This window comes from Galbibacter marinus (assembly GCF_000300875.1).
Classification (GTDB): Bacteria; Bacteroidota; Bacteroidia; order Flavobacteriales; family Flavobacteriaceae; genus Galbibacter; species Galbibacter marinus.
On sequence record NZ_AMSG01000007.1, the window covers coordinates 114,172 to 134,534 of the forward strand.

Consider the following 20,363-nt stretch of genomic DNA (forward strand, 5'->3'; position numbering starts at 1 on the left):
ATTGTCTTGTTTAAGTGTTATCGTAATTTTTTTCTCATAGCTTCCGAAATGTTTTCGGCATAGACGCCATAGGCATCTACCAAAAGTCCTTTAATCCCATTTTTTGATGAAATAGCATAAAGCACACTATTATCGTCGGTACTGCTCATACCCTCAAAACGATGCATCTCGTCAACATTAAAATCTTCTGGGTGTATTTCAATTTTTAGTGAGGCACACTCCAAACATTCTGGTTTTAGGTTAAAATCATATGTATAGCTATTTCCCTGTAAATCGTTTATGGCTTCAGAAAGTGTATCGTAATTTTTCATCTGTCTTTATTTATAGTTTATTGTAAAATAGCTGTTATCTGCTTCTGAAAATTTCTGAAAAGTCAATAATCCTTTTTCATTTAATTTTTCAATAACAGTATAATTGAATTGCTTGATGCGAATACCCCAGGCATAGGCCTTAATATTTATTTTTGATTTAATAGTGTTTTTGCCAGCTTCTAATTTTCGATCGTAAATTTTTATGATGCTTTTTGAACCGAAAAAATTCAACAAGCCCGAGTCAAAACTCATTTCCAATTCAATATTTTTCAGATTATCCAAATTGTATAGTTCTTTAAATTTCTTTGAAGTGGTGTTGATTTCTGTTTTCTTTGATTTTGGATTGGAAAACGGGAAAGCCATTACCACTACACTTGCTTCATCAGGCTTACAGCGATAGGTTGTGGTGTATTTATCGGTCAATTTTTTGTCTTTATCAAACAATTCCGTAACTACCTCAATTTCATAGTATCCATTTTTCTTTATTGTTTCACTGGCTTTGAAAGTTTGTTTATTTAAAAAAGAACCATTTTCATCAAAGTTTTCCCGAATAACAACTCTGCCTGAAATCTGCCCAATGAGCATTTCAGTTTGTCCAGTCATTGTGATGCTGAATAAAGTGATTAGTACTATAAAGCCTTGTTTTCTCATATATGGTGCATTAATTTTTTTACCTCTTTTGCCATAATATCACTTAAATCTATTCCATTTGAAGAGTGTGGGATGGTATTACAAGTCACTATTTTTTCTACTCCGGAATCCAATAAATCTTGATAGGCGTTTCCTGAAAAAACGGCGTGAATGCCTACACAAATAGGTGGTTTCATTCCTGCTTTTTTAAGATGTTGTACGGTTTCAATCATTGTTCGGGCTGTGGAAATAATATCATCTACCAAAATGGGTGTAGCATCTTTATATATATCCACATCGGGAACAGAGACTTCTACATCACGGTCACCGTGACGCACCTTTTGTAATACCGTAAATGGTGCTCCTGCATTTTTGGCGACTTCTGATACCCATTGTTCACTTTCAGAATCAGGTCCGATAAGTACCGGGTTTTCGATATTTTCTTTAATCCATTCTGAAATTGCGTCGGCAGCGTGAATCACTTTATTTGGAATTTGATACACTTCTCCCAACGAACTAATTCTGTGCAAGTGAGGGTCAACTGTGGTAATGCTATCGGCGAAACCAGAAATCAATTTTCCGAAGAAACCGGAAGTCACTCCTTCTCCTTCATTAAATACTTTGTCCTGCCGCATATACGCCAAATAGGGTGCTACCAAACAGGTACACATAGCTCCTAATGATTTGGCTGTGTGGCTTAAAAAATATAGTGACAACAGTTTTCCGTCCGGTTCGTGCAAGGTGCATACCAGTACCACACATTTATCTTTAACATCAGACAATATGCGCGTGTATGATTCCCCGTCAGGGAATTTCCTTAATGTGGCTTGACCCACTTCAGCATCCATTTTTGTAGCCATTAGTTCTGTTAGTTCTTCATTTCCGGGAAGACTGAATAATATTGTTTTCATAGTATGTTCTTTAATTTATAGTTATGATGTCGTTATGGTTGTTTTCATATTCCAAGGCATAATTAAGTTCACCTTTGGATTCAGCATATATGGTATAAAGCAGTTGGTTCTCTTCGATTTGTTCTCCCAAATGCACATTTAGAAGAATCCCTGCCGATTTAGATTGTGGTGCTCCAGAAAGCTTGGCCAGTTTTGCAATTTTACGGTTATCAATTCGTTGCAAAACGCCTGACTTTTCAGCTTTAATTTCAATTTTATAAGGTGCTAAAACTGGTTTTGAAAATTGACCTTGCGCCTTACAAATGGCTACGAATTTTTCATATGCTTTTCCAGATTTGAGAATTTTATGTGCGGTTTCCTGTCCCTTTCCTTTTTCTACTTTTCCAGAAAGTTCTAATAGTTCAGTAGCTAAAAGCAATGCTCTTTCTGTTAAGTCTTTAGGTGCATCTTCCTCATTTTTCAAAACTTTTAATATATCTATGGCTTCTAAAGTTGGACCGATACCCCTTCCAACAGGCTGCGTGCCATCCGTAACTACAACTTTTACATTCAACCCAACAGCAGTTCCAACGGTTTCCATATGATTTTTTAGTTTTTCTGCCATTTCGGTACTGCGAACCTTGGCGGTTTCTCCCACGGGAATATCAATGACCACGTGAGTAGAACCAGCTGCTGCCTTTTTAGAGAGTACTGAAGCGATGAGTTGCCCTTCGCTATCAATATCCAAGGCTTTTTCAATTTTAATGAGCACATCATCGGCAGGACTTAACTGCGCTGTACCGCCCCAAACAAAACATCCGCCTTCTTTTTCTACTACGGTCTTTATTTCCTCGGAAGAGAGCGTAACATTGGTCAGTACTTCCATTGTATCTGCTGTGCCTGCTGGCGAAGTGATTGCCCGTGAGGATGTTTTTGGCATAGTAAGCCCATACGCGGCAACAATGGCAACTACCAATGGTGTTGTCCTATTGCCAGGCAATCCGCCAATACAATGTTTGTCGACCACGATATCCTTGTTCCAGTTCAGTTGCTTTCCGGAAGCAATCATTGCTTTCGTTAGGTCGGATATTTCATCAATATCCATTCGGTCGCCAGCACAGGCAGTAATAAATGCTGAAAGGTGGATGTTGGAATAATCGCCTTCCACGATATCGGTTATGATGTTGTTATAGGCCTTATAATCCAGTTTTTTGTTATAGATTTTTGCCCTGACGTGGCTTAAGGATTCAATAGGCTCTAAATGGGAAACATATAATGTATCGTTTGGGGAAACATTGAGTTTTTTCGCAGCAGCATCTGATAGTCCGATTTCATTAGGCAACAGAATATCAGAATTCAGGACATTAAGACTTGCTACGATTGATGTATTTGCATTGGATATTCTTATTCGGGTAAGTACCTCAAACCCTTCTGAAATACAAACGTGGCAATCTTCGCGCATATACACTACATTCTCGTTTTGGGTATAGATTCCGAGATGTTTATATTTTAATATGTTTGAGTGTGTGTCCATATTTTTTTTGATTGTTGTGATTTATTCTATTTCTTCGATGGTGTATAATTGCGGAATTTCTGCATCCCACCCATAAGTTTCCTTGATGCCTTTTTGCAATGCTTCTGCACTCTCTTTTTCACCGTGTACAATGAAAATACGTTCGGGTTTGTTTTTTATATTGTCCATCCAGTCCATAAGCTCTGCGTGGTCTGCATGTGCCGAGAGGCCTTGAATTTCGGCTACTTCCATATTAAACGGCACCCATTTGCCATATACTTTTAGCTCTTTATCGCCTTCCAATAATTTTCTTCCGCGCGTTCCTTCCGCTTGGTACCCAACAAAAAGCAACGTGTTATTAGGATTTTGCGCTTGGGTTTCAAGATAGTTGAGCATTCTTCCGCCCGTGAGCATTCCACTTCCGGCAATCACAATTTTTGGTTTATTATCGGTTCGTAATTCCATAGTCTCGCGATAGCTGCTCACGACAGTAAAGTGTGAACACATTTCGTCACATTCATTCTCGTTCAGCCTATGCCAATCTCTGGTACGGTGGAAGAGTTCCAAAACACTAGCTCCCATCGGGCTGTCCATTATCATTTGCACTTTGGGAATTTTGTGCTCTTTCAGTAATTTCCAAAAAATAAGCATCATCAATTGGGCACGTTCTACCGAAAAGCTTGGGATAAACAGGCTGCCACCTCTATTGATGGTGTCATTTACCAATTTTTCAATCAGTGGAAGTGCTTCCATTTCATCTGGATGAAACCTTCCTCCATAAGTAGATTCTATAAAAAGCACATCTGCTCTTTTTGGTTTCAGGGGTGGATAAAGCAATAAATCACTGGTTCTTCCAATATCTCCTGAAAAGACAAAACGCTTTCCTTCAACATCCAGCTCGATGAATGTAGCACCAAGAATATGTCCGTTATACTGAAATCGTGCCTTGATACCATCAAATAACGGAATCCATTGTGCTTGTGGAACGTCTTTAAAATGTGGAATGGTTTTTTCTACATCATTTAAATCGTAAAGTGGTTCAGCAGGACTGTGTTTGGAATAGCCCTCTTTATTGGCACGTTCGGCTTCCTGTTCTTGTATTTTGGCACTATCATTCAATATGATTTTTGCGATGTCCAAGGTGGGATTGGTGCCGTAAATGGGCCCTTTGAAACCTTGCTTTACCAATCTCGGCAAATATCCTGTATGGTCCATATGGCCGTGGGTAAGCAAAACAGCGTCAATATCAGCAACATTAACGGGTGGATACTCCCAGTTTTTAAGGCGTAATTCTTTTAACCCTTGAAAAAGTCCGCAGTCTATGAGTATCTTTTTATCTCCTGTGTCCACTAAATATTTTGAGCCGGTTACCGTACCTGCTGCACCTAAAAAGTGAATATTTATTTTATTGTTATCCATCTTTATAGTATTTATTTAGAGTCCACCACAGCAAGAAGGTGTATTTCCTTTATCTTGTTTTGATTTGCTCAATTCCACTATTTCTTTATATAGATTTCGTGAATCCTCTTTAATATAAAGTGCTACCTTCTTAATAGAGTTAGTTTCTAACTCAACCATATCCAATAGAATTTCTATGGCCTCGTCAAGCAATTTCGGGTCCTCTTCGAGAGCTTCGTAAAACGGCTCAAAATCTAATTGATTCTGTTGTTGTGAATCTTCTTTTTTCATTTGATTTTTTATTTAGAATTATTGATTGTTGCATTGTTTTTATTGATGTACTGAACATAATTTTTCTGAATCTTCTAAAATCTTTTTGTGTCTTTTATTATCAATTCCTATTTTTTCCAAGAGCTTCGGGCTTTCGTGAAGCTCTTTGCAGAGTACGATGCCTTCATCTAATAATTTTGTTTTTTCAGCTTTGGTAAGTGTTGTTAAAGCGGTTAAGGGATGTAGCCCAGATTTATCTATTCTGTCTTTAAGACCATTTCCTCTTGGATAATCCCAACTTGTCAACAACAATCCCACGCATGTACCATATTGTACCGCATCACTTGTAAATCGTGTATTTGTATAGACGCCTCCTTTGTGAAGTTTAGTATCGTGACCTTTTTGGCGTTCCCAATTTTTTTCTACATCTAAAAATCTTGAATTGATGTATAATGGAATCTTCACGTTGCAAACTCGGCCTTGATCGCTATGGTATTTGCATTCAATCATATAATGATTATTGTCTTTTTGCGCTATCACATCTATTTCGTGTTGAACACAATTACCTTGGACAATAACATCAACTTCTGTATCAAAACCTTCGTGTGCCAATAGTTTGCCTACTAATTTTTCAAATGGAAAACCGGTTGGACCTAGTTCCATTAAAGCTTTTTTGAGCTTGTACTTTGAGGCACTTACCCTAGATTTTCGTTTTAGCATCTTGAAAGCCAACTGATAGATTTTTTTGGTTGTCATTCCTTCTTCAATCTGCTCTTGTACTTTCCGGGCTATATCTTGAATAATATCCTCATCTGCCCGTGAACGCCGCAGGGAGTTGATGAGTTTGTTTACATCAAAGGCTTCGTACTCACCAGAGTATTTTTTTATTAAGACTGATTTATTCATTGTTACATTTTAATAGTCATTACTGGTAATTCGGAGTGATTGGTTACACCCTCTGCGATGCTTTTAGAGAATAAGCTTAAAAAGCCTGTACGTCCGTGAGTACACATTGCGATTAAATCGGCATTTTTATATCGTAAATAATTGTTTATCCCTGTTTCTACGTCTGGTTCGTTATATACATTCATTGAGAAGTTATCCAAATCGGGGAATTTTTTCAGGAACTCCTTGATGGGATCCAACCCTTGTTCTATACTGTTAAAATCGGTCTGAGTATTGACCCTCAATAAATGGATATGTGCGCCGCATTTTTCAGCAATCGAAATAACTTGCTTAAATGCATCGCTTACATCTTGAAGAAAATCTGAAACAAAAACGATATCCTTAAAAGGAAAGGATACTTCTTCATCCTTGACTACAACAACTGGTACATCAGCTTTCCTAACAATTTTTTCTACGTTGCTTCCCATTAACTCACGTATACCGCCTCGGGTGCCACTACTTCCCGTAACTATAAAATCGTGATAAAAATGACCCGAATGTTTAAGGATATTTGCCTGACCACCATCAAATTTAAGAAAAGTCCTGCATTCAAGGCCTTGTCGTTCTGCTTTTTTCTCCAGTTCTCTCAGGTAGGCTTTTGCGATGCCTATTTGCTTTACTGTTTCTGGGTGCTGTTTTTCTTTTTGTTTATCCAACTTTACCCATTCTACCGGGGTTTTCATCAAATGGAAAAAATGGATTTCGGAATTGTAAAGCTTTGCCATTTCAATTCCGAGTTCTTCTGCTTTATTGCAATTTTTTGAAAAGTCTGTTGGTACGAGTATGTTTTTCATAATATTTGTTTTTAACTATTAATTAATGCTAATTTCATTTCCAGAAGGTTTTTGTTTTTCAAAACAATCCAGATTATATATGGTTGTTTCTGCAATATTGGTCAATGCGGTTTTGGTTAAAAAAGCTTGATGGCTTGTAATTAGTACATTGTTGAAAGTCATTAAGCGTGCAATCACATCGTCTTGCAAAATGTCATCGGAATGGTCTTCAAAGAACAATCCTTCTTCTTCCTCATAAACATCCAGTCCTAAATACCCTATTTTTTTAGTTTTCAATCCTTCGATAACTGCCTTGGTGTCCACCAACCCACCACGACTTGTATTGATGAGCATTACTCCAGATTTCATTAGTGCTATATGCTCTTTATTTATTAAATGTTTTGTTGAAGCTTTTAATGGCACGTGCAGGCTTATTATATCTGCGTGCTTACAGAGCGTCGCACAATCTGAATAGATTACGCCATATTTATCAATTAGGTCTTTGCTTTCTTCTATATCCTGGGCAAGAATATTGCAGCCGAATCCGTGAAGTATTTTTACGAGTACAGACCCTATTTTTCCTGTTCCAATCACGCCAACGGTTTTCCCATTTAGGTCAAAACCAGTGAGACCGTTTAATGAAAAGTTTTGTTCGCGCACTCTATTGTGGGCTTTAATCAGTCTTCGGTTTAATGCAAGTATCAAAGCCATTGTATGTTCTGCAATGGCATAAGGTGAATAGGCTGGGACACGGGCCACTTTTATATTCAATTCAGCTGCTTTTTCTAAATCGACGTGATTGAAACCTGCCGAACGTAATGCGATAAATTTTATGCCTAGTTTGTGTAAAATATCCAAAACTTCCGAAGAGGCATCGTCACTTGAGAAAAGTGCTATGGCCTTTGAACCTTCTGCCAATAAGGCGGTTTCCTTTGTTAGCCTAAATTCCAGAAAATTCAATTGATGTTTTCCTTTATTAGCGTTTTCAATGGAAGGCTTATCGAATTTATGTGTGCTGTATATTGTTGTTTTCATAATTTATGTTCCAAATAGTTCTAAAAGTTCGTGCAATTCTTTATTGACCTGATGTTGCTTGACCACCTCATTAAAAGGGGTTAAGTGCAATTGATTGTTTAAAATCCCGATCATTACATTCTTTTTACTTTGTAAAAGCGATTTTACGGCTTCCACCCCAAGCCTTATGCCCAACATTCTATCCAAAGCACAAGGATTTCCACCTCGCTGTATGTGGCCAAGCTTTGTTATGCGTAAATCGACATTGGGATTGACTTCCTTTATTTTTGAAGAAACAAGTTCGGCACCAATTTCGTCACCTTCAGAAACTACGATTAGAAAAGCATCCTCGCTATCGTAATTTTTCACCTTACCCAAAAGGTTAATAAAGTCCGTACCGCTCTCCGGAATTAATATGGCGTCCGCACCAACCATCAATCCAGAATGAATACCGATGTAACCCGAATCCCTTCCCATTACTTCAACAATGAACACACGGTTATGGGATTCGGCAGTATCCCTTATTTTATCAATATTTTCAATGGTTGTGTTAACTGCGGAATCAAAACCAAGGGTGTAATCAGTACCCGAAATATCGTTATCAATAGTTCCGGGAATCCCTATGAATGGGATATCGCATATCTCTGAAAAAGCAAGTAATCCTTTAAATGTACCATCACCACCAATGGCAATTAAAGCGTCTATTTTGTTTACATTTAGAGTTTGCAAGGCTTTTTTTCGACCTTCCAGTTCGAGAAAACGTTTGCTTCGGGCTGTCTTAAGGATAGTGCCACCCTTTTGGGTCAGTTTTTGTAATTCGTGTGATTTTAATTGAACCAAGTCACCGTCTATCAATCCTTCATATCCTTTTCGAAAGCCGCTTACGTTTATACCATTTACTTCAGCCGTTTTTGTAATGGCGTACAAGGCTGCATTCATCCCTGGACTATCACCTCCAGAGGTAAATACACCTATATGTTTTATAGTACTATCCATAGTTATAAAGCTTCTTTTTTAAGAATTTCAGTATTTTTTATACCATACAACCTATTAAAAACCATACAAGCTGTAAGGTCACCCGTTACGTTTACAGCAGTCCTGAACATTCCCAACAATCTTTCTACACCAATAATAATGATGATGCCTTCGGCTGGGATACCGACACTTCCCAAAACAGAAGCGAGTATCACCACACCACCTCCGGGAATGGCAGGTGTGCCGATTGAAGCAGCAACGATGGTTACGATGACCACAATAATATTGAGCAAACTCATTTCCAAGCCATAGGCTTGGGCTATGAATAGCGTAGTTATGGTTTGATAGAGTGCAGTGCCATCCATATTGACGGTTGCACCTATGGGAATAATAAAATTGCTAATGGTCTTGTCCACCTTCAATTCTTCTTCGGCTGTTTGAAGGGAAAGTGGCATCACGGCCGCAGAGCTTGTGGTTGAAAAGGCCAATAATTGAACGTCCCTTATTTTTTTTAGGAAATGCATAGGGTTTGCTTTTCCAAGAAGCACAATTAGCCCTAAATAGAAAATTACCAAAAGTAATAGACCGAGCAGGACGACGCCAACATAATAGGTGAGACCGGAAAGAGAACTTAAACCAACACTAGAGGTAAGCTGCGCCATAAGTCCGAAAACAGCAATAGGCACTAGAAGCATTGACCATTTTACTACTGTCATACAGACTTCCTGAATGGCAGTTAGAAGCAGCTTCACTGGGCGCAGTAAGGCATTTTCAAGTGAAAGCACAGCTACACCAATAATGATTGTGAAAATTACAATGCTTAACATTTCACCACTTACCATAGATGCCAACGGGTTTTCGGGAAGTAAGTTTGAGATGGCATCAGGAATCGTTTCAATTCCGAAGGAAAGCTCTGGATTTTCCGTTGGAACAGCTGTAATTTCATTATGTTCAGCTAGAGCCTGTTGATGTAAAAAGCGACCAGGTCTAAAAAGTTGAGATAGTATGACACCCAAACTTACCGAAACTATCGTAGTACCTAGAAAATATAACAAAACCCCACCACCTAATTTTTTTAGATTGTCCTTATCATTACTTGCTATTCCAGTAATGATGGAAGCCACAATCAACGGAATCATAATCATTTGAACCAGTTTCAGAAATAGTACACCAGGCAATGCCAGCCAATTCCCCGCGATATCTGCTGTTTCTTTAGAAATCCATCCATTTTGTGGGCTCAATAGCAGACCAAATCCAACACCTAAAAACAAGGCAATGATTACCTTAAGCCATAGACGACTTTCTACCAATCTTATGAGGTAGTGGTTAAGTGATTTTAATGATTTTATCTCTGTGTCAAACATTCTGTTGATTATGCTATATTAATTTTATTATCCAGATACACTTCCTGAACGGATTGTAATACTCTCACGCCTTCGCTAAAGGGTTTTTGAAATGCTTTTCTTCCCATTATCAGCCCAGAACCACCAGCCCTTTTATTGATAACGGCAGTTGTTACAGCTTCGGACAAATCTGATTTGCCTTTGGAACCACCACCTGAATTAATCAGTCCTATTTTTCCCATATAACAATTGGCAACTTGTAACCTACAAAGGTCTATGGGATGGTCTGTGGTAAGGGTTTTATACATTTCATCATCATATTTTCCAAATCCTATCTCTTTGAAACCAAAATTATTGGTTGGTAATTTTTGTTTGATGATATCTGCCTGTATCGTTACTCCAATCTGATTGGCTTGTCCGGTTACATCGGCCGATGCGTGATAATCTTCTTTATCGGTTTTAAAAGCTTCATTTCGTGTATAGCACCATAAAATGGTAGCCATACCAAGATTATGAGCTTCTTCAAAAGCCTCTGCTATTTCTTTGAGTTGTCTGTTACTTTCCGCTGAACCAAAATAAATCGTAGCTCCTACGGCAATTGCTCCCATATCCCAAGCGGTTTTTACCTTACCAAAGAGTGTTTGGTCATATTTGTTCGGGTAGGTAAGCAGTTCATTGTGGTTAATCTTAACGATAAAAGGGATTTTATGGGCATATTTTCGGGCATTCAAACCCAAAACCCCAAACGTGGAAGCCACCCCATTACAACCGGCCTCAAGGGCGAGTTTTATAATGTTCTCTGGGTCAAAATAATCCGGATTTTTATAGAAAGAAAAAGCTGCACTATGCTCGATACCTTGGTCTACTGGAAGGATACTCAAGTAGCCTGTACCACCAAGATTTCCGTGGTTATACAATTGCGAAAGGCTTCGCAGTACCTGCGGATTTCTGTTGCTTTGGGTAAATACCTTATCTAGGCTTGTTCTACTTGGGGTTTGCAATTCATCCTTTGTTATTTTTTCACAAACGTGTTCTAAATAGAAGTCTGCTTTTTCTCCTAAAAGTTCTACTATATTCTTGTCTGTTTTCATTTTGATAGTATTTAATGGATTCCTAAACTTTCATTTGTTTTGGCTATGGATTTTGTACCATCTGTTTCAATTCCAGTTAAAGCCCTAATAGCATCAATTGTTTCCGGGATTACAATAGCTTGGTTATCGACCACGTAGGCATAAAAGAGTTCGTCTCCCTGTACCTTCAGCATATCTTCCCATAGTGCTACTTCGTACATATCGCCCCAAGGCCTTCCCATATCCAAGAACATTTCCTTAATGGTATTGTTAGAAACCAGACCTTGGTCATATTGAATCAATTTAATACGGCTGGACGTTTTGAAAGCATTTAGCACTTCTTGCTTTGTCGCCTGTTTTTTCAATTTCACATTCCAATAGTGCAGATGGCTTAAGGTTTGCGGTACTTTTACTGCTGCGGTGATGACATCCAGTTCTGGGTCAACACTTTTAGCATCCGGACCTTGATGGCTTGGGATATCTTTTTCGGGAACCATCGTATTCATAATACCACCTAAATGACTTTCCCAAGGGTCTGTAGCTCTTCTTAAAAGTGTACCTCTGGCATAATCCAATAAATCGGCTCTTTTTAAAGCGGTCAAGGTTCTTAAAATAGACGTAGTATTACAGGAAACTACACGTGTAGCATCTAGATTTAGAGCAGACTGATAATTATTTTCAGCACTAAAGGAATGGCCTGTTGTTTCGTGTTTTTCGCCTCCGTGTAAAATAAATTTGATGTTTTGCTCTTTATAAATTGCTACATTTTGAGCCGCAATCTTTTTAGGGGTACAGTCCACAACAAGATCTGATTTCTTTAAAAGTTCCTGCATATCGCCTTTTACCGAAATCCCTTCAGATTTCATTTTATCAGCAGCATCTTTAGTTGCTGCATAAATGTCGTATTCCTTTCTTACGGCATTTTGAATTCGCCAGTCGGTAATGATATCGCATACTCCCGAAAGCTTCATATCTTCTTGTAGGTTGATGGCATCGGCCACCCTTTTTCCGATGACTCCGTATCCTATAACTGCTATATTTTTCATATAAATTGTTTTTAATTAATTATGTTTTTTTGTTTTTGTCACTTGTATTCTTCATTCCCATCGGCATATTACCTTCATCGTCTGTATGTGAAATCATAAAAAGGCGTTCCGCCACAAGTATTAGAACAATCCCAATTGCCGCGACAATAAGAACCAAAGGATCGTTCAGATATTTTATATAAATAAAGGCCGAGAGTACTGCAACATCCAGTATAATGGCAATCACGGGGATAATTGGTTTAAAATCCACTTCTTTTCTAAGATTGCGGAACAGCCCCCAATGGATAGCGATATCCATAATAAGGTAAAAAATAGCCCCAATGGATGCTATCCTTGTCAAATCGAAAAGCACGGTCAGTAAAATGGCGAGGGAAGACGTGAATATTAGTGCTGGATTTTTTAAGCTACCAAGTTTGGTTAAAGAAGGCACCTGTTTCATATTGCTGAGCATTGCCAACAAGCGTGAAGAGGAAAAGATACTGGCAATGACCCCAGAAACCGTGGCAATAATGGCAATGCCAATGGTAATCCAGGAACCCCATTCCCCAAAAACAGGTTTTGCGGCGGCTGCAAGGGCATAATCTTTAGCTTCGATTATTTCAGGAATGCTTAAACCTCCCGCAACAGCTAATGCCAAGGCTACATATATCAGTGTGCAGATAAGTATGGAAAACACGATAGACCTACCAAGATTTTTATGCGGGTTTTTAATATCGGCCCCTTGGTTCGTGATAGTGGTAAAGCCTTTATAAGCAAGGATAGATAACGCCAAAGCGGCCACAAATCCGAAGCCTTGTGGTAATGTCTCAGTATTTTTGGGAATATAGTTTCCCGTAATATCGGCAAAACCTGAAATTGCAAGGCCGGCAGTAGCTAAAATTGCTATTCCCACTACCTTTATAATAGCGGTAAATGTCGCGGTGGCACCAATAACCTTATTGCCCAGGATGTTCACTATATAAGCAACAACAATTAGCCCAACACCCAGGGTAGAGGCATAACCTGCATAGGACTCGGGAAATAGTCTCAACGTATATGCTCCAAAAGTGCCCGCCACCAGACTTTCGGAAACTACCATTGATACGTACATCAGCAAAGAATAAAACCCTGTTGTTGTTCCAGGTCCATAGGATTTGTTAAGGAATTTAACCACACCTCCAGACGATGGAAAAGCATTTGAAAACTTGACATAGGAATATGAGCTAAAACCCACCACAACAGCACCTGCAATAAATGCAATGGGAAATAGATCACCCACCAACTCTGCTATTTGCCCCATAAGGACAAATATGCCAGCACCAATCATTACGCCTGTACCAAGAGATATGGAACCTATTAGGGAAAGCTTATTATTTTTATCTGTGGTGTTTTTCATTTCAAAATTATTTTGTTCTGTTTTTAACCGAAGATTTCGGTTTAAAGTTTCTAATAATCAGGCGGTTGCTCTTTTCATAAGTGAAATAACTTACCGCCCAATTAAAACCAACCATCAATCTATTTCTAAATCCGCTTATGGACATCAAGTGTACTATGGACCATAGTAACCAGGCGAAATAGCCAGCAAACTTCATTTTTCCCAAGTCGGCTACTGCTTTACGTTTTCCTACGGTTGCCAAAGAACCCTTGTCTTTATATTCGAAAGGTTTTGGTGCCTCGTTCTTAATGATTTTTAATAGTGAATCACCCAACCATTTACCTTGTTGAATTGCTGCCTGCGCCACCTGTGGATGCCCTTTGGGTCTTTCTTCAGAAATAAGCGCAGCTATATCGCCTATGGCAAAAATGTTTTCGTAGCCTTCTACTTTTAAATTAGCATCGGTTTTAATCCGGTTGCCCCTGACTATGTGTTTTTCATCAATACCATTTGGGAATTGTCCTTTTACGCCAGCCGTCCAGATAAGGTTTTTAGCCAATATGGTCTTATCACTTTTGGTAGTGACTTCGTTGCCGTCATAATTGCTTACAGCTTCATTTAATAATACCTTTACATTCAAATCCTCTAAATATTTGAGGGTTTTCGATGATGCCTTGTCTGACATTGTGCCTAACAACTCATCAATGGCTTCTATTAGATAAATATTCATAATGGAAGAAGGGTACTCTGGGTAATCTTTGGGAAGGATGTATTTGCAAAACTCTGCCAAAGCTCCTGCCATTTCTACGCCTGCTGGACCACCACCTACTATTACAAAATTTGTCAGCGCGTCGCGTTCTTTATCATCACAAGTAATAGCTGCCTGTTCCAAATTTTGCAACATCATATGACGGATGTTGAGGGAATCGCGAATATCCTTCATCCCCAAACTATTTTCGGCCACAGAATCCATCCCAAAGAAATTGGTGGTCGTGCCAGTAGCCAACACTAAATAGTCATAAGAAACACTTCCCTTATTGGTCAATATAGTATTTGAATCAGGTTGAATTTCCTCAACTTCAGCCAAACGAAAGAAAACATTTTTATAGCCATTGATTTGTTTTCTGAATGGAAATACAATACTGTCAGGCTCCAGGGCACTCGTTGCCACTTGATATAATAAAGGCTGAAACTGATGGAAGTTATTTTTATCGAGTAAAACCACTTGAACTTCTTTGTGTTTCAGTTTCTCAACCAATGCCAAACCTGCAAATCCTCCACCAACGATAACCACACGAGGTAATTTAGTATCTGGAAGACAGATTTCATCTGTTATCTTACAGGTGGATTCTAATGTAATGCTATGTGTTTGCTTTTCTTTCATTTTTTATTTCTATCTCTTGCAATCAGTACTGAACATTTGGCATTTGTGGTCAAATATTGGGATACTGAGCCCAATACTAAGCGAGAAAAAGCACCGTGACCCTGAGAGCCTACTACAATTAAATCTGCACCCCAATCTTCTGCTTTTTCATTAATAGTACTTTTGGGCAGTCCGCTAACAACACTTGTGGTTATGGTAAGTGCCTTGTTTTCGGCCTTGATTTTATCGGAAGCTTCTGAAACGATTTTGTTTCCCAATTTTTGAGCGTTACTTTTAATTTCTTCTATGTAATTTCCTATCTTGCCGCCCATAGTATGCAATCCCAGACCGGTTGTTTTAGGAAGTTCATAAACATTTATAATATGAATTTCACTATTTGAGGATAAAGTCATTTTCTTAAGCTCGTTAATGGCTACTTCACTAAAATCTGAACCATCTATGGCCAATAGTATTTTCATAGTTTGAATGTATTAGTTGGTTGATATTTCTTTTGATTTTATAAGTTTTCTCCAATACAAGTGTTCATATAATCCAGACCAATACATACCAAAGGTGAAAGCGAATAATAATTCTTCAATTGGAATTCCTAAAACAAGAATATGGGTTAAGTTGTCCAGATTCCAGTTCAGCTCCACATATTGCGGATAAAATGGAAGGATGCTTCCGAAATAAATGAAGTACAGTATGGTAAACAAGATTCCTCCAACCCATATCTTTCCTTTTAAATCTGGGCGACAGTACAATGTTGCCAAACCACCAAAAAACATTGCAATGATGCCACAATAGATGTGGTTAAGCGTGGTGAAAAGACTAAATATGACAAATACAATGGCTGGAACAAAAAGTATATAAATATGTAGCTTATGTCTTTGGTGGCTCCGTTCGGTATGAGGCATATCTATATAGCCTTTTTTGAATATCAGATTATACAATACCGTCCCTATTCCGCCAATAGCAAAAGAGAAAATAAGGCTCTCAATATCAAAACCTGTTCTTTCCGCTAAATGGAATAGGGAAGGTGGAAACCAATATTCTGGAACAAACAAGGGTTCTGTTAGGCCAAAGGGCATAGTGATAAGGCTCATTTTGAGCATTTCTTTTCTATACCCCTTTTTTGACAAATAGATTATTGCCCAAAGCGCAAGAATTATAAGAGACCATATGAACCAGACGTATTGCATAAATTTTATTTTACTCTCTTATTTTTTGACTTTTATTTGCGCATTATAAAAAGCCGCAATACAGGCACCTATTAGCCATCCTAAAATGAATATCTGTACTATTCCCAAACCAGCTTCCCATAGTGGCACATCCATCCTGATAATGCTTGTGGTATCTAAACCGTGCAATAGGCTGTTGAAAAAATCGATAGTGGCTTCTCGACCTGCTGTTGACATAACTATCATACAGCCTAAGTAAATTAGTGCCCCCGTAAGACCGAAAGCAAATCCGAGTTTTTTTACGTTTAATCGATACATAATTTTAAAGTTTTGAGTTAGTTGTCTGATTTTAATATCTTTTTTGATTCCTCAAATTCTTCCTTGGATATTTCGCCTTTTGCAAAGCGGTTTTTAAGAATATCCAGTGGGCTGTCCTTCTTTGTTTTTTGATAAGGGATATCTGCTGGGATAAAGAATATCCAAGCCAATAAAATAATCCATATAATCCACCATATTAGATGCATACCTCCAAAATGTCCTTCGTAAAAATGCATAATTTTTGGTTTTAAGTTGTTGTTAATTTAATTCTGTAATTGTATAACCATTGAGCCCATCAAGTTGCTTTTGTAATTCGGCAACAGAAAGTGCTTCATTCATCGTGATAAGTGCAGCACCTTTTGGTGCCAAAAAGATCTCTGCTTTTTCTATATTGGGATGTTCTTCTAAAGTCTTTTTTACTCTTGATACACATCCACCGCAGCTGATTCCGCTTATTTGAAATTTTTGTTTCATCATTTAGTATTTAATGGTGATGATGCCCTTTGTGTTCATCTTTTGGTTCTGTTTTTGAAACATCTTTACCGTGTTCGTTTTCTCTTTGTCTATTCTGTGAATGATTGTGCCCACCGTGGCGATGTGAACCGTGAGGCATAAATAAGTGACAAGCAAACATAAAGAGGATGAAGATGAATAGAGACGAACTGCTTCCTATACCTAATGATGGTGCAAAAAAGATAAACAGTAATGGTAATCCACAACCGATGACCATCCATATCCAGTGATTATTTTTCATTGTTGTTTATTTTAAAAGTTAAAATTAATGATGCTCGGTATGCTCACCTTTGGTTGGACTATCCATATCGTCCATCTTGCCCATACCCTGCATATCCATTCCTTTTTCGCCCATCATCTTTGAGCAGGATTCCATACAGTCTTCGCTCATCATCCCTTTTTCGTGCATCATTTTCATCATAGTGCCCATCATTTTGCCGTCATTCATCATTGAGTGCATCATTGTACTGTCTTTCATCATCATTTGCATTCCTTCTCCTTGCATCATTGAGCTCATCATTTTTTTGTTGCCCTGCATCATTTGCATTGCGTGTTGGTTGTCGTGCATACTTTCCATAAATTCGGTCATATAGTCGTGATTTTTGGAAATGGCATTAAAAACTTCTGTGCGAGTTTCAGGGTTTTCCATTAGTGCCTGAGTGTTTGTTTCTTGTTTGCAACTGTTTAAGCTTAAAAGCCCAACTGCCGATAAAACAATTAGTAGTGTTTTCATAATTTATTTTTTGAGTTAAACATTTATTTTAATTTTTATAAACCCATTCCCAACAATCTAAATGTTTATAGTTGAGGGAATGGATTATCAACTATTAATTCGCAGATTTTAAAAAGGTTATAATCTTTTTGAATTTCTTATATGTTATGTGTATTTTCAATATTATTAGATTTTTTTTATACGCCACTTCTTATTATTACCTTTAACTGCCACCAAATTTTCTGAAATCAATTTTGATGTGATGGCAGGTGGATTTTTATCATTCTTATCTTTTGGCGAGACGTGAATGGCCAATTGCGTTAAATGGTCAATGGTATTACCATTCTCATCTATAACAAGCTCAAAATAATGGTAGTTTACCACGTCTTTTTTGAAAATGTCATTATAGCCAATGGTTTCTTTTTCAACTTTTAACACCAAGGCTTTGCCATATTGAAAGTTGTTGGCATTGAGGAATTGTGGAGTGATGACAGTTTTTCCAGTTTTATCGATATAGCCATAATAGAGCACGCCATCTTTTTGGTTTGCAATCAGGCATTTTCCGTTACTGAATATAGGGTAGCTTGCATTGTCTGTTTTGGTTGCCACCAAATCATTTCGAAAATCAACGATTAAATTTCCTTCTGGGTCAATAAAACCCCATTCGTTCCCTTTTTTAATGGCAGCGACGCCATTGCTAAAAGGCGAGATGTAGTCTAAATTTTCAAAGGTTTGTGCAATTCCTATAAAGGGAATTAATACTAATGTGATAAGTAGTTTTTTCATTTTGTTTAATTTAATTTGATGAAATTAACCATTGCCTTAAGCTTTTGTCTGCATAACTTTCGTTGATATCTATATAATTTCATCATAGAAATTCCGTTTCCAATTTCCTGTGTTTTTGTAATCGGTCATACTCATTCCCACCACTTCCTTAAACTGTCTAGACAGGTGGTTGACACTACTGTAGTCCAATAAATATCCTATATCTGAAAAGGAATGTTGTTTAAGCTGAATGAGCTCTTTGACTTTTTCTATTTTTAATTTGATAAAGTACTTTTCAATGGTTGTCTGTTGATTTGCTGAAAACAATCTGCTCAATGTCTTGTAATCTTTATGAAGTCTTGAAGCCAATAGTTCAGATGTTTTTACCTTAATATGTAACGGTAGCTCTTGCAATTGTTCTATTAGAATAATCTTGATTCTTTCTGTGAGCATTTCTTCTTCTTTTTGTACAATTTCAAAATTATTGGCGTGAAGTACACTTGTAACGGTATCGATAATTTCATTGTTCGTTTTTTTTTGTGCTTCTACCAGCAACCTTCCTAATTCCAAGGAAAGCACTGTAACTTCAAGTTCTTGTAATTCTTGTTTAATTACTTTTAAGCAGCGGTTACAGACCATATTCTTAATCCAAAATTCTTTTGGTTTGTTCATAATATATAATGTATTGTCATTGAGTTTAGCTCAATGGTCTGATAGGTTTAGCCTAACAGGATTAATATTGTGTAGCGTTGTTGAGAATAGGGTACAACAAATGTTAGCCAGAAGTGAAATATTGGCTATAGAGGCAATGCAGATTAATTTTAACCTGCGAAGTAGAAAATCAAATTAAAAAGGACTCGTTGAGGATTACAAGGTCTGTGGATAGCAAAGGTGGCCTATAAGCCTTAAACGAAACTGTGTTTTTCTCTAAACCTTCAAAAAGGTTGATATAAGAATAGACGAAGTTGTTTAAGAAAACTAAAGTTTCAATCTCTGAAATTGTATTGGCCTTCTTGAAGGTGTCATCTCCTTCTTTCAAGATGGTCTTATTATCGCAACAGTCTTTCTCTTGTATTGTAGTACATTGCTTGGAATTATTATCTTTTTTCTGTGCAGTCTCCATACAAGATTCTGCTTTACTAAAAAAAGCCAAATCCACCATTTTATTACAGCAAAAGTGCATATTTACCGTAAAGGATGTGGTGGAAAACAGTATAAAAACTGCTAAAAAGAAGGACAGTATTTTAGTAAAAAAAGATTTCACTCTATAAAATTAATAAATTTTGATTAACATTAAAGGATTTTGGAAAATAAAATTCAACTGTTCAATTATTTTATTATTAGTTTTTTACAAAAAAACAACAAAATTAATCAGTACAAATATAATTCTAAAAGTTCAACAGAACTATGATTTATATCATATAAAGGAAGCTGCAAAAGAATTTTATTTGCAAATAATATTTAAGCGGTTTCGTGCAAAATAAACATTGATAAATCAAAAAAAATTGTTAAATAAACAAATTGAGATAAATTTTGTATAAATTTGCAACATTAATGAAAAAAGTTTTTCATAAAATATCATCCGTTTGTTTGGCACTTATCGTGCTATTGTCAACAGTTTCTTTTACTATTGATAGTCATTACTGTGGCGATACTTTAGTGGATTCTTCTTTATTTGGGCACGTTGAAACTTGCGGAATGGATAAACAACTATCCAAAAATGATTGTCAAAGTGAAGTTCAGGATGATTCCTGCTGTTCAGATAAGCAATTAGTTGTTGAAGGTCAGGACGACCTGAAGATGTCTTTTAACACCTTAAATTTTGAGCAACAAGTCTTTGTTGTCTCTTTTGTACATTCTTATATCAATCTCTTTGAGACTCTTGATTCACACATTGTACCATTTAGAGATTATGCGGTTCCCTTTCTCATACGGGATATACAAAAACTGCACGAGACGTATTTAATTTGATTTTAAAC

General features: G+C 37.3%; 26 protein-coding genes. 1 reads left to right on the forward strand and 25 read right to left on the reverse strand.

Annotated features, from left to right (window positions below; translation table 11 throughout):
• Positions 1-17: 17 nt before the first annotated feature.
• The 25 genes from I215_RS07335 to I215_RS07455 form a co-directional block, all read right to left on the reverse strand.
• Positions 18-311 carry a hypothetical protein gene (locus tag I215_RS07335; RefSeq protein WP_008991331.1) on the reverse strand — a complete coding sequence of 98 codons (294 nt, stop codon included), beginning with the start codon at positions 309-311 and terminating at the stop codon, positions 18-20.
• Between the two features lie 6 nt (positions 312-317).
• Entirely contained in the window at positions 318-962 is a 645-nt protein-coding gene (locus I215_RS07340; protein WP_008616394.1) for a hypothetical protein, read from the reverse strand.
• Entirely contained in the window at positions 959-1,852 is an 894-nt protein-coding gene (locus I215_RS07345) for a ribose-phosphate pyrophosphokinase (protein WP_008991332.1), read from the reverse strand. Before I215_RS07345 ends, I215_RS07340 begins: the two co-directional genes overlap by 4 nt.
• Positions 1,853-1,862: 10 nt before the next feature.
• Positions 1,863-3,365 (reverse strand): thymidine phosphorylase family protein, encoded by a 1,503-nt coding sequence (locus I215_RS07350; protein ID WP_008991333.1) that lies wholly within the window; start codon positions 3,363-3,365, stop codon positions 1,863-1,865.
• A 21-nt stretch (positions 3,366-3,386) separates the two neighbouring features.
• Entirely contained in the window at positions 3,387-4,763 is a 1,377-nt protein-coding gene (locus I215_RS07355) for an MBL fold metallo-hydrolase RNA specificity domain-containing protein (RefSeq protein WP_008991334.1), read from the reverse strand.
• A 15-nt stretch (positions 4,764-4,778) separates the two neighbouring features.
• Positions 4,779-5,033: a hypothetical protein gene (locus I215_RS07360; RefSeq protein ID WP_008991335.1), complete on the reverse strand. Its 255-nt coding sequence runs from the start codon at positions 5,031-5,033 to the stop codon at positions 4,779-4,781.
• 39 nt (positions 5,034-5,072) lie between these two features.
• Positions 5,073-5,918 (reverse strand): restriction endonuclease, encoded by an 846-nt coding sequence (locus I215_RS07365; RefSeq protein WP_008991336.1) that lies wholly within the window; start codon positions 5,916-5,918, stop codon positions 5,073-5,075.
• Positions 5,919-5,920: 2 nt separating this feature from the next.
• Positions 5,921-6,751, reverse strand: a complete 831-nt coding sequence (locus I215_RS07370) for a universal stress protein (protein WP_008991337.1) — start codon at positions 6,749-6,751, stop codon at positions 5,921-5,923.
• 18 nt (positions 6,752-6,769) lie between these two features.
• Positions 6,770-7,765, reverse strand: coding sequence for a 2-hydroxyacid dehydrogenase (locus I215_RS07375; protein WP_008616405.1), 996 nt, complete (start codon positions 7,763-7,765; stop codon positions 6,770-6,772).
• A 3-nt stretch (positions 7,766-7,768) separates the two neighbouring features.
• On the reverse strand, positions 7,769-8,740 hold the full coding sequence (locus I215_RS07380; RefSeq protein ID WP_008991338.1) for an ATP-dependent 6-phosphofructokinase: 972 nt from the start codon (positions 8,738-8,740) through the stop codon (positions 7,769-7,771).
• Between the two features lie 2 nt (positions 8,741-8,742).
• Entirely contained in the window at positions 8,743-10,083 is a 1,341-nt protein-coding gene (locus tag I215_RS07385) for a dicarboxylate/amino acid:cation symporter (protein WP_008991339.1), read from the reverse strand.
• Positions 10,084-10,091: 8 nt separating this feature from the next.
• Positions 10,092-11,153 carry a class I fructose-bisphosphate aldolase gene (locus I215_RS07390; RefSeq protein ID WP_008991340.1) on the reverse strand — a complete coding sequence of 354 codons (1,062 nt, stop codon included), beginning with the start codon at positions 11,151-11,153 and terminating at the stop codon, positions 10,092-10,094.
• 11 nt (positions 11,154-11,164) lie between these two features.
• Positions 11,165-12,178 carry a type II glyceraldehyde-3-phosphate dehydrogenase gene (locus I215_RS07395; RefSeq protein WP_008991341.1) on the reverse strand — a complete coding sequence of 338 codons (1,014 nt, stop codon included), beginning with the start codon at positions 12,176-12,178 and terminating at the stop codon, positions 11,165-11,167.
• A 19-nt stretch (positions 12,179-12,197) separates the two neighbouring features.
• A complete protein-coding gene (locus I215_RS07400; protein ID WP_008991342.1) occupies positions 12,198-13,553 on the reverse strand; it encodes an APC family permease in 1,356 nt (451 codons plus the stop codon).
• Positions 13,554-13,560: 7 nt separating this feature from the next.
• Entirely contained in the window at positions 13,561-14,916 is a 1,356-nt protein-coding gene (locus I215_RS07405; protein ID WP_008991343.1) for an NAD(P)/FAD-dependent oxidoreductase, read from the reverse strand.
• The gene (locus tag I215_RS07410; RefSeq protein ID WP_008991344.1) at positions 14,913-15,374 is read right to left on the reverse strand and encodes a universal stress protein; all 462 of its coding nucleotides are present in this window, start codon (positions 15,372-15,374) and stop codon (positions 14,913-14,915) included. Before I215_RS07410 ends, I215_RS07405 begins: the two co-directional genes overlap by 4 nt.
• A gap of 12 nt (positions 15,375-15,386) precedes the next feature.
• Complete coding sequence (locus I215_RS07415) at positions 15,387-16,097, reverse strand: lycopene cyclase domain-containing protein (RefSeq protein ID WP_040459983.1); 711 nt, start codon at positions 16,095-16,097, stop codon at positions 15,387-15,389.
• An 18-nt stretch (positions 16,098-16,115) separates the two neighbouring features.
• Positions 16,116-16,394, reverse strand: coding sequence for a DUF5676 family membrane protein (locus I215_RS07420; protein ID WP_008616426.1), 279 nt, complete (start codon positions 16,392-16,394; stop codon positions 16,116-16,118).
• 17 nt (positions 16,395-16,411) lie between these two features.
• Entirely contained in the window at positions 16,412-16,630 is a 219-nt protein-coding gene (locus tag I215_RS07425; protein ID WP_008616427.1) for an SHOCT domain-containing protein, read from the reverse strand.
• Between the two features lie 22 nt (positions 16,631-16,652).
• Entirely contained in the window at positions 16,653-16,871 is a 219-nt protein-coding gene (locus tag I215_RS07430; RefSeq protein ID WP_008616428.1) for a heavy-metal-associated domain-containing protein, read from the reverse strand.
• A gap of 7 nt (positions 16,872-16,878) precedes the next feature.
• Positions 16,879-17,148 (reverse strand): hypothetical protein, encoded by a 270-nt coding sequence (locus I215_RS07435; protein ID WP_008616429.1) that lies wholly within the window; start codon positions 17,146-17,148, stop codon positions 16,879-16,881.
• A 24-nt stretch (positions 17,149-17,172) separates the two neighbouring features.
• A complete protein-coding gene (locus tag I215_RS07440; protein ID WP_008991347.1) occupies positions 17,173-17,640 on the reverse strand; it encodes a hypothetical protein in 468 nt (155 codons plus the stop codon).
• Positions 17,641-17,805: 165 nt separating this feature from the next.
• Complete coding sequence (locus tag I215_RS07445; protein WP_008991348.1) at positions 17,806-18,405, reverse strand: WG repeat-containing protein; 600 nt, start codon at positions 18,403-18,405, stop codon at positions 17,806-17,808.
• 69 nt (positions 18,406-18,474) lie between these two features.
• The gene (locus I215_RS07450; protein WP_008991349.1) at positions 18,475-19,056 is read right to left on the reverse strand and encodes a helix-turn-helix domain-containing protein; all 582 of its coding nucleotides are present in this window, start codon (positions 19,054-19,056) and stop codon (positions 18,475-18,477) included.
• Between the two features lie 169 nt (positions 19,057-19,225).
• A complete protein-coding gene (locus tag I215_RS07455) occupies positions 19,226-19,648 on the reverse strand; it encodes an HYC_CC_PP family protein (RefSeq protein WP_040459986.1) in 423 nt (140 codons plus the stop codon).
• Between the two features lie 290 nt (positions 19,649-19,938).
• Here I215_RS07455 and I215_RS07460 point away from each other — a divergent pair, with 290 nt between their 5' ends.
• On the forward strand, positions 19,939-20,355 hold the full coding sequence (locus tag I215_RS07460; protein WP_008616438.1) for an HYC_CC_PP family protein: 417 nt from the start codon (positions 19,939-19,941) through the stop codon (positions 20,353-20,355).
• Positions 20,356-20,363 lie beyond the last annotated feature (8 nt).

What these genes read in the sequence shown, in the direction of transcription:
- I215_RS07395 (WP_008991341.1), bottom strand. Translation starts at nt 12,178, where the DNA reads ATGAAAAATATAGCAGTTATAGGATACGGAGTCATCGGAAAAAGGGTG.
- I215_RS07410 (WP_008991344.1), bottom strand. Translation starts at nt 15,374, where the DNA reads ATGAAAATACTATTGGCCATAGATGGTTCAGATTTTAGTGAAGTAGCC.
- I215_RS07355 (WP_008991334.1), bottom strand. Translation starts at nt 4,763, where the DNA reads ATGGATAACAATAAAATAAATATTCACTTTTTAGGTGCAGCAGGTACG.
- I215_RS07370 (WP_008991337.1), bottom strand. Translation starts at nt 6,751, where the DNA reads ATGAAAAACATACTCGTACCAACAGACTTTTCAAAAAATTGCAATAAA.
- I215_RS07445 (WP_008991348.1), bottom strand. Translation starts at nt 18,405, where the DNA reads ATGAAAAAACTACTTATCACATTAGTATTAATTCCCTTTATAGGAATT.
- I215_RS07430 (WP_008616428.1), bottom strand. Translation starts at nt 16,871, where the DNA reads ATGATGAAACAAAAATTTCAAATAAGCGGAATCAGCTGCGGTGGATGT.
- I215_RS07425 (WP_008616427.1), bottom strand. Translation starts at nt 16,630, where the DNA reads ATGCATTTTTACGAAGGACATTTTGGAGGTATGCATCTAATATGGTGG.
- I215_RS07375 (WP_008616405.1), bottom strand. Translation starts at nt 7,765, where the DNA reads ATGAAAACAACAATATACAGCACACATAAATTCGATAAGCCTTCCATT.
- I215_RS07400 (WP_008991342.1), bottom strand. Translation starts at nt 13,553, where the DNA reads ATGAAAAACACCACAGATAAAAATAATAAGCTTTCCCTAATAGGTTCC.
- I215_RS07365 (WP_008991336.1), bottom strand. Translation starts at nt 5,918, where the DNA reads ATGAATAAATCAGTCTTAATAAAAAAATACTCTGGTGAGTACGAAGCC.
- I215_RS07435 (WP_008616429.1), bottom strand. Translation starts at nt 17,148, where the DNA reads ATGAAAAATAATCACTGGATATGGATGGTCATCGGTTGTGGATTACCA.
- I215_RS07340 (WP_008616394.1), bottom strand. Translation starts at nt 962, where the DNA reads ATGAGAAAACAAGGCTTTATAGTACTAATCACTTTATTCAGCATCACA.
- I215_RS07420 (WP_008616426.1), bottom strand. Translation starts at nt 16,394, where the DNA reads ATGTATCGATTAAACGTAAAAAAACTCGGATTTGCTTTCGGTCTTACG.
- I215_RS07460 (WP_008616438.1), top strand. Translation starts at nt 19,939, where the DNA reads ATGAAAAAAGTTTTTCATAAAATATCATCCGTTTGTTTGGCACTTATC.
- I215_RS07385 (WP_008991339.1), bottom strand. Translation starts at nt 10,083, where the DNA reads ATGTTTGACACAGAGATAAAATCATTAAAATCACTTAACCACTACCTC.
- I215_RS07345 (WP_008991332.1), bottom strand. Translation starts at nt 1,852, where the DNA reads ATGAAAACAATATTATTCAGTCTTCCCGGAAATGAAGAACTAACAGAA.
- I215_RS07350 (WP_008991333.1), bottom strand. Translation starts at nt 3,365, where the DNA reads ATGGACACACACTCAAACATATTAAAATATAAACATCTCGGAATCTAT.
- I215_RS07405 (WP_008991343.1), bottom strand. Translation starts at nt 14,916, where the DNA reads ATGAAAGAAAAGCAAACACATAGCATTACATTAGAATCCACCTGTAAG.
- I215_RS07335 (WP_008991331.1), bottom strand. Translation starts at nt 311, where the DNA reads ATGAAAAATTACGATACACTTTCTGAAGCCATAAACGATTTACAGGGA.
- I215_RS07440 (WP_008991347.1), bottom strand. Translation starts at nt 17,640, where the DNA reads ATGAAAACACTACTAATTGTTTTATCGGCAGTTGGGCTTTTAAGCTTA.
- I215_RS07415 (WP_040459983.1), bottom strand. Translation starts at nt 16,097, where the DNA reads ATGCAATACGTCTGGTTCATATGGTCTCTTATAATTCTTGCGCTTTGG.
- I215_RS07450 (WP_008991349.1), bottom strand. Translation starts at nt 19,056, where the DNA reads ATGAACAAACCAAAAGAATTTTGGATTAAGAATATGGTCTGTAACCGC.
- I215_RS07390 (WP_008991340.1), bottom strand. Translation starts at nt 11,153, where the DNA reads ATGAAAACAGACAAGAATATAGTAGAACTTTTAGGAGAAAAAGCAGAC.
- I215_RS07360 (WP_008991335.1), bottom strand. Translation starts at nt 5,033, where the DNA reads ATGAAAAAAGAAGATTCACAACAACAGAATCAATTAGATTTTGAGCCG.
- I215_RS07380 (WP_008991338.1), bottom strand. Translation starts at nt 8,740, where the DNA reads ATGGATAGTACTATAAAACATATAGGTGTATTTACCTCTGGAGGTGAT.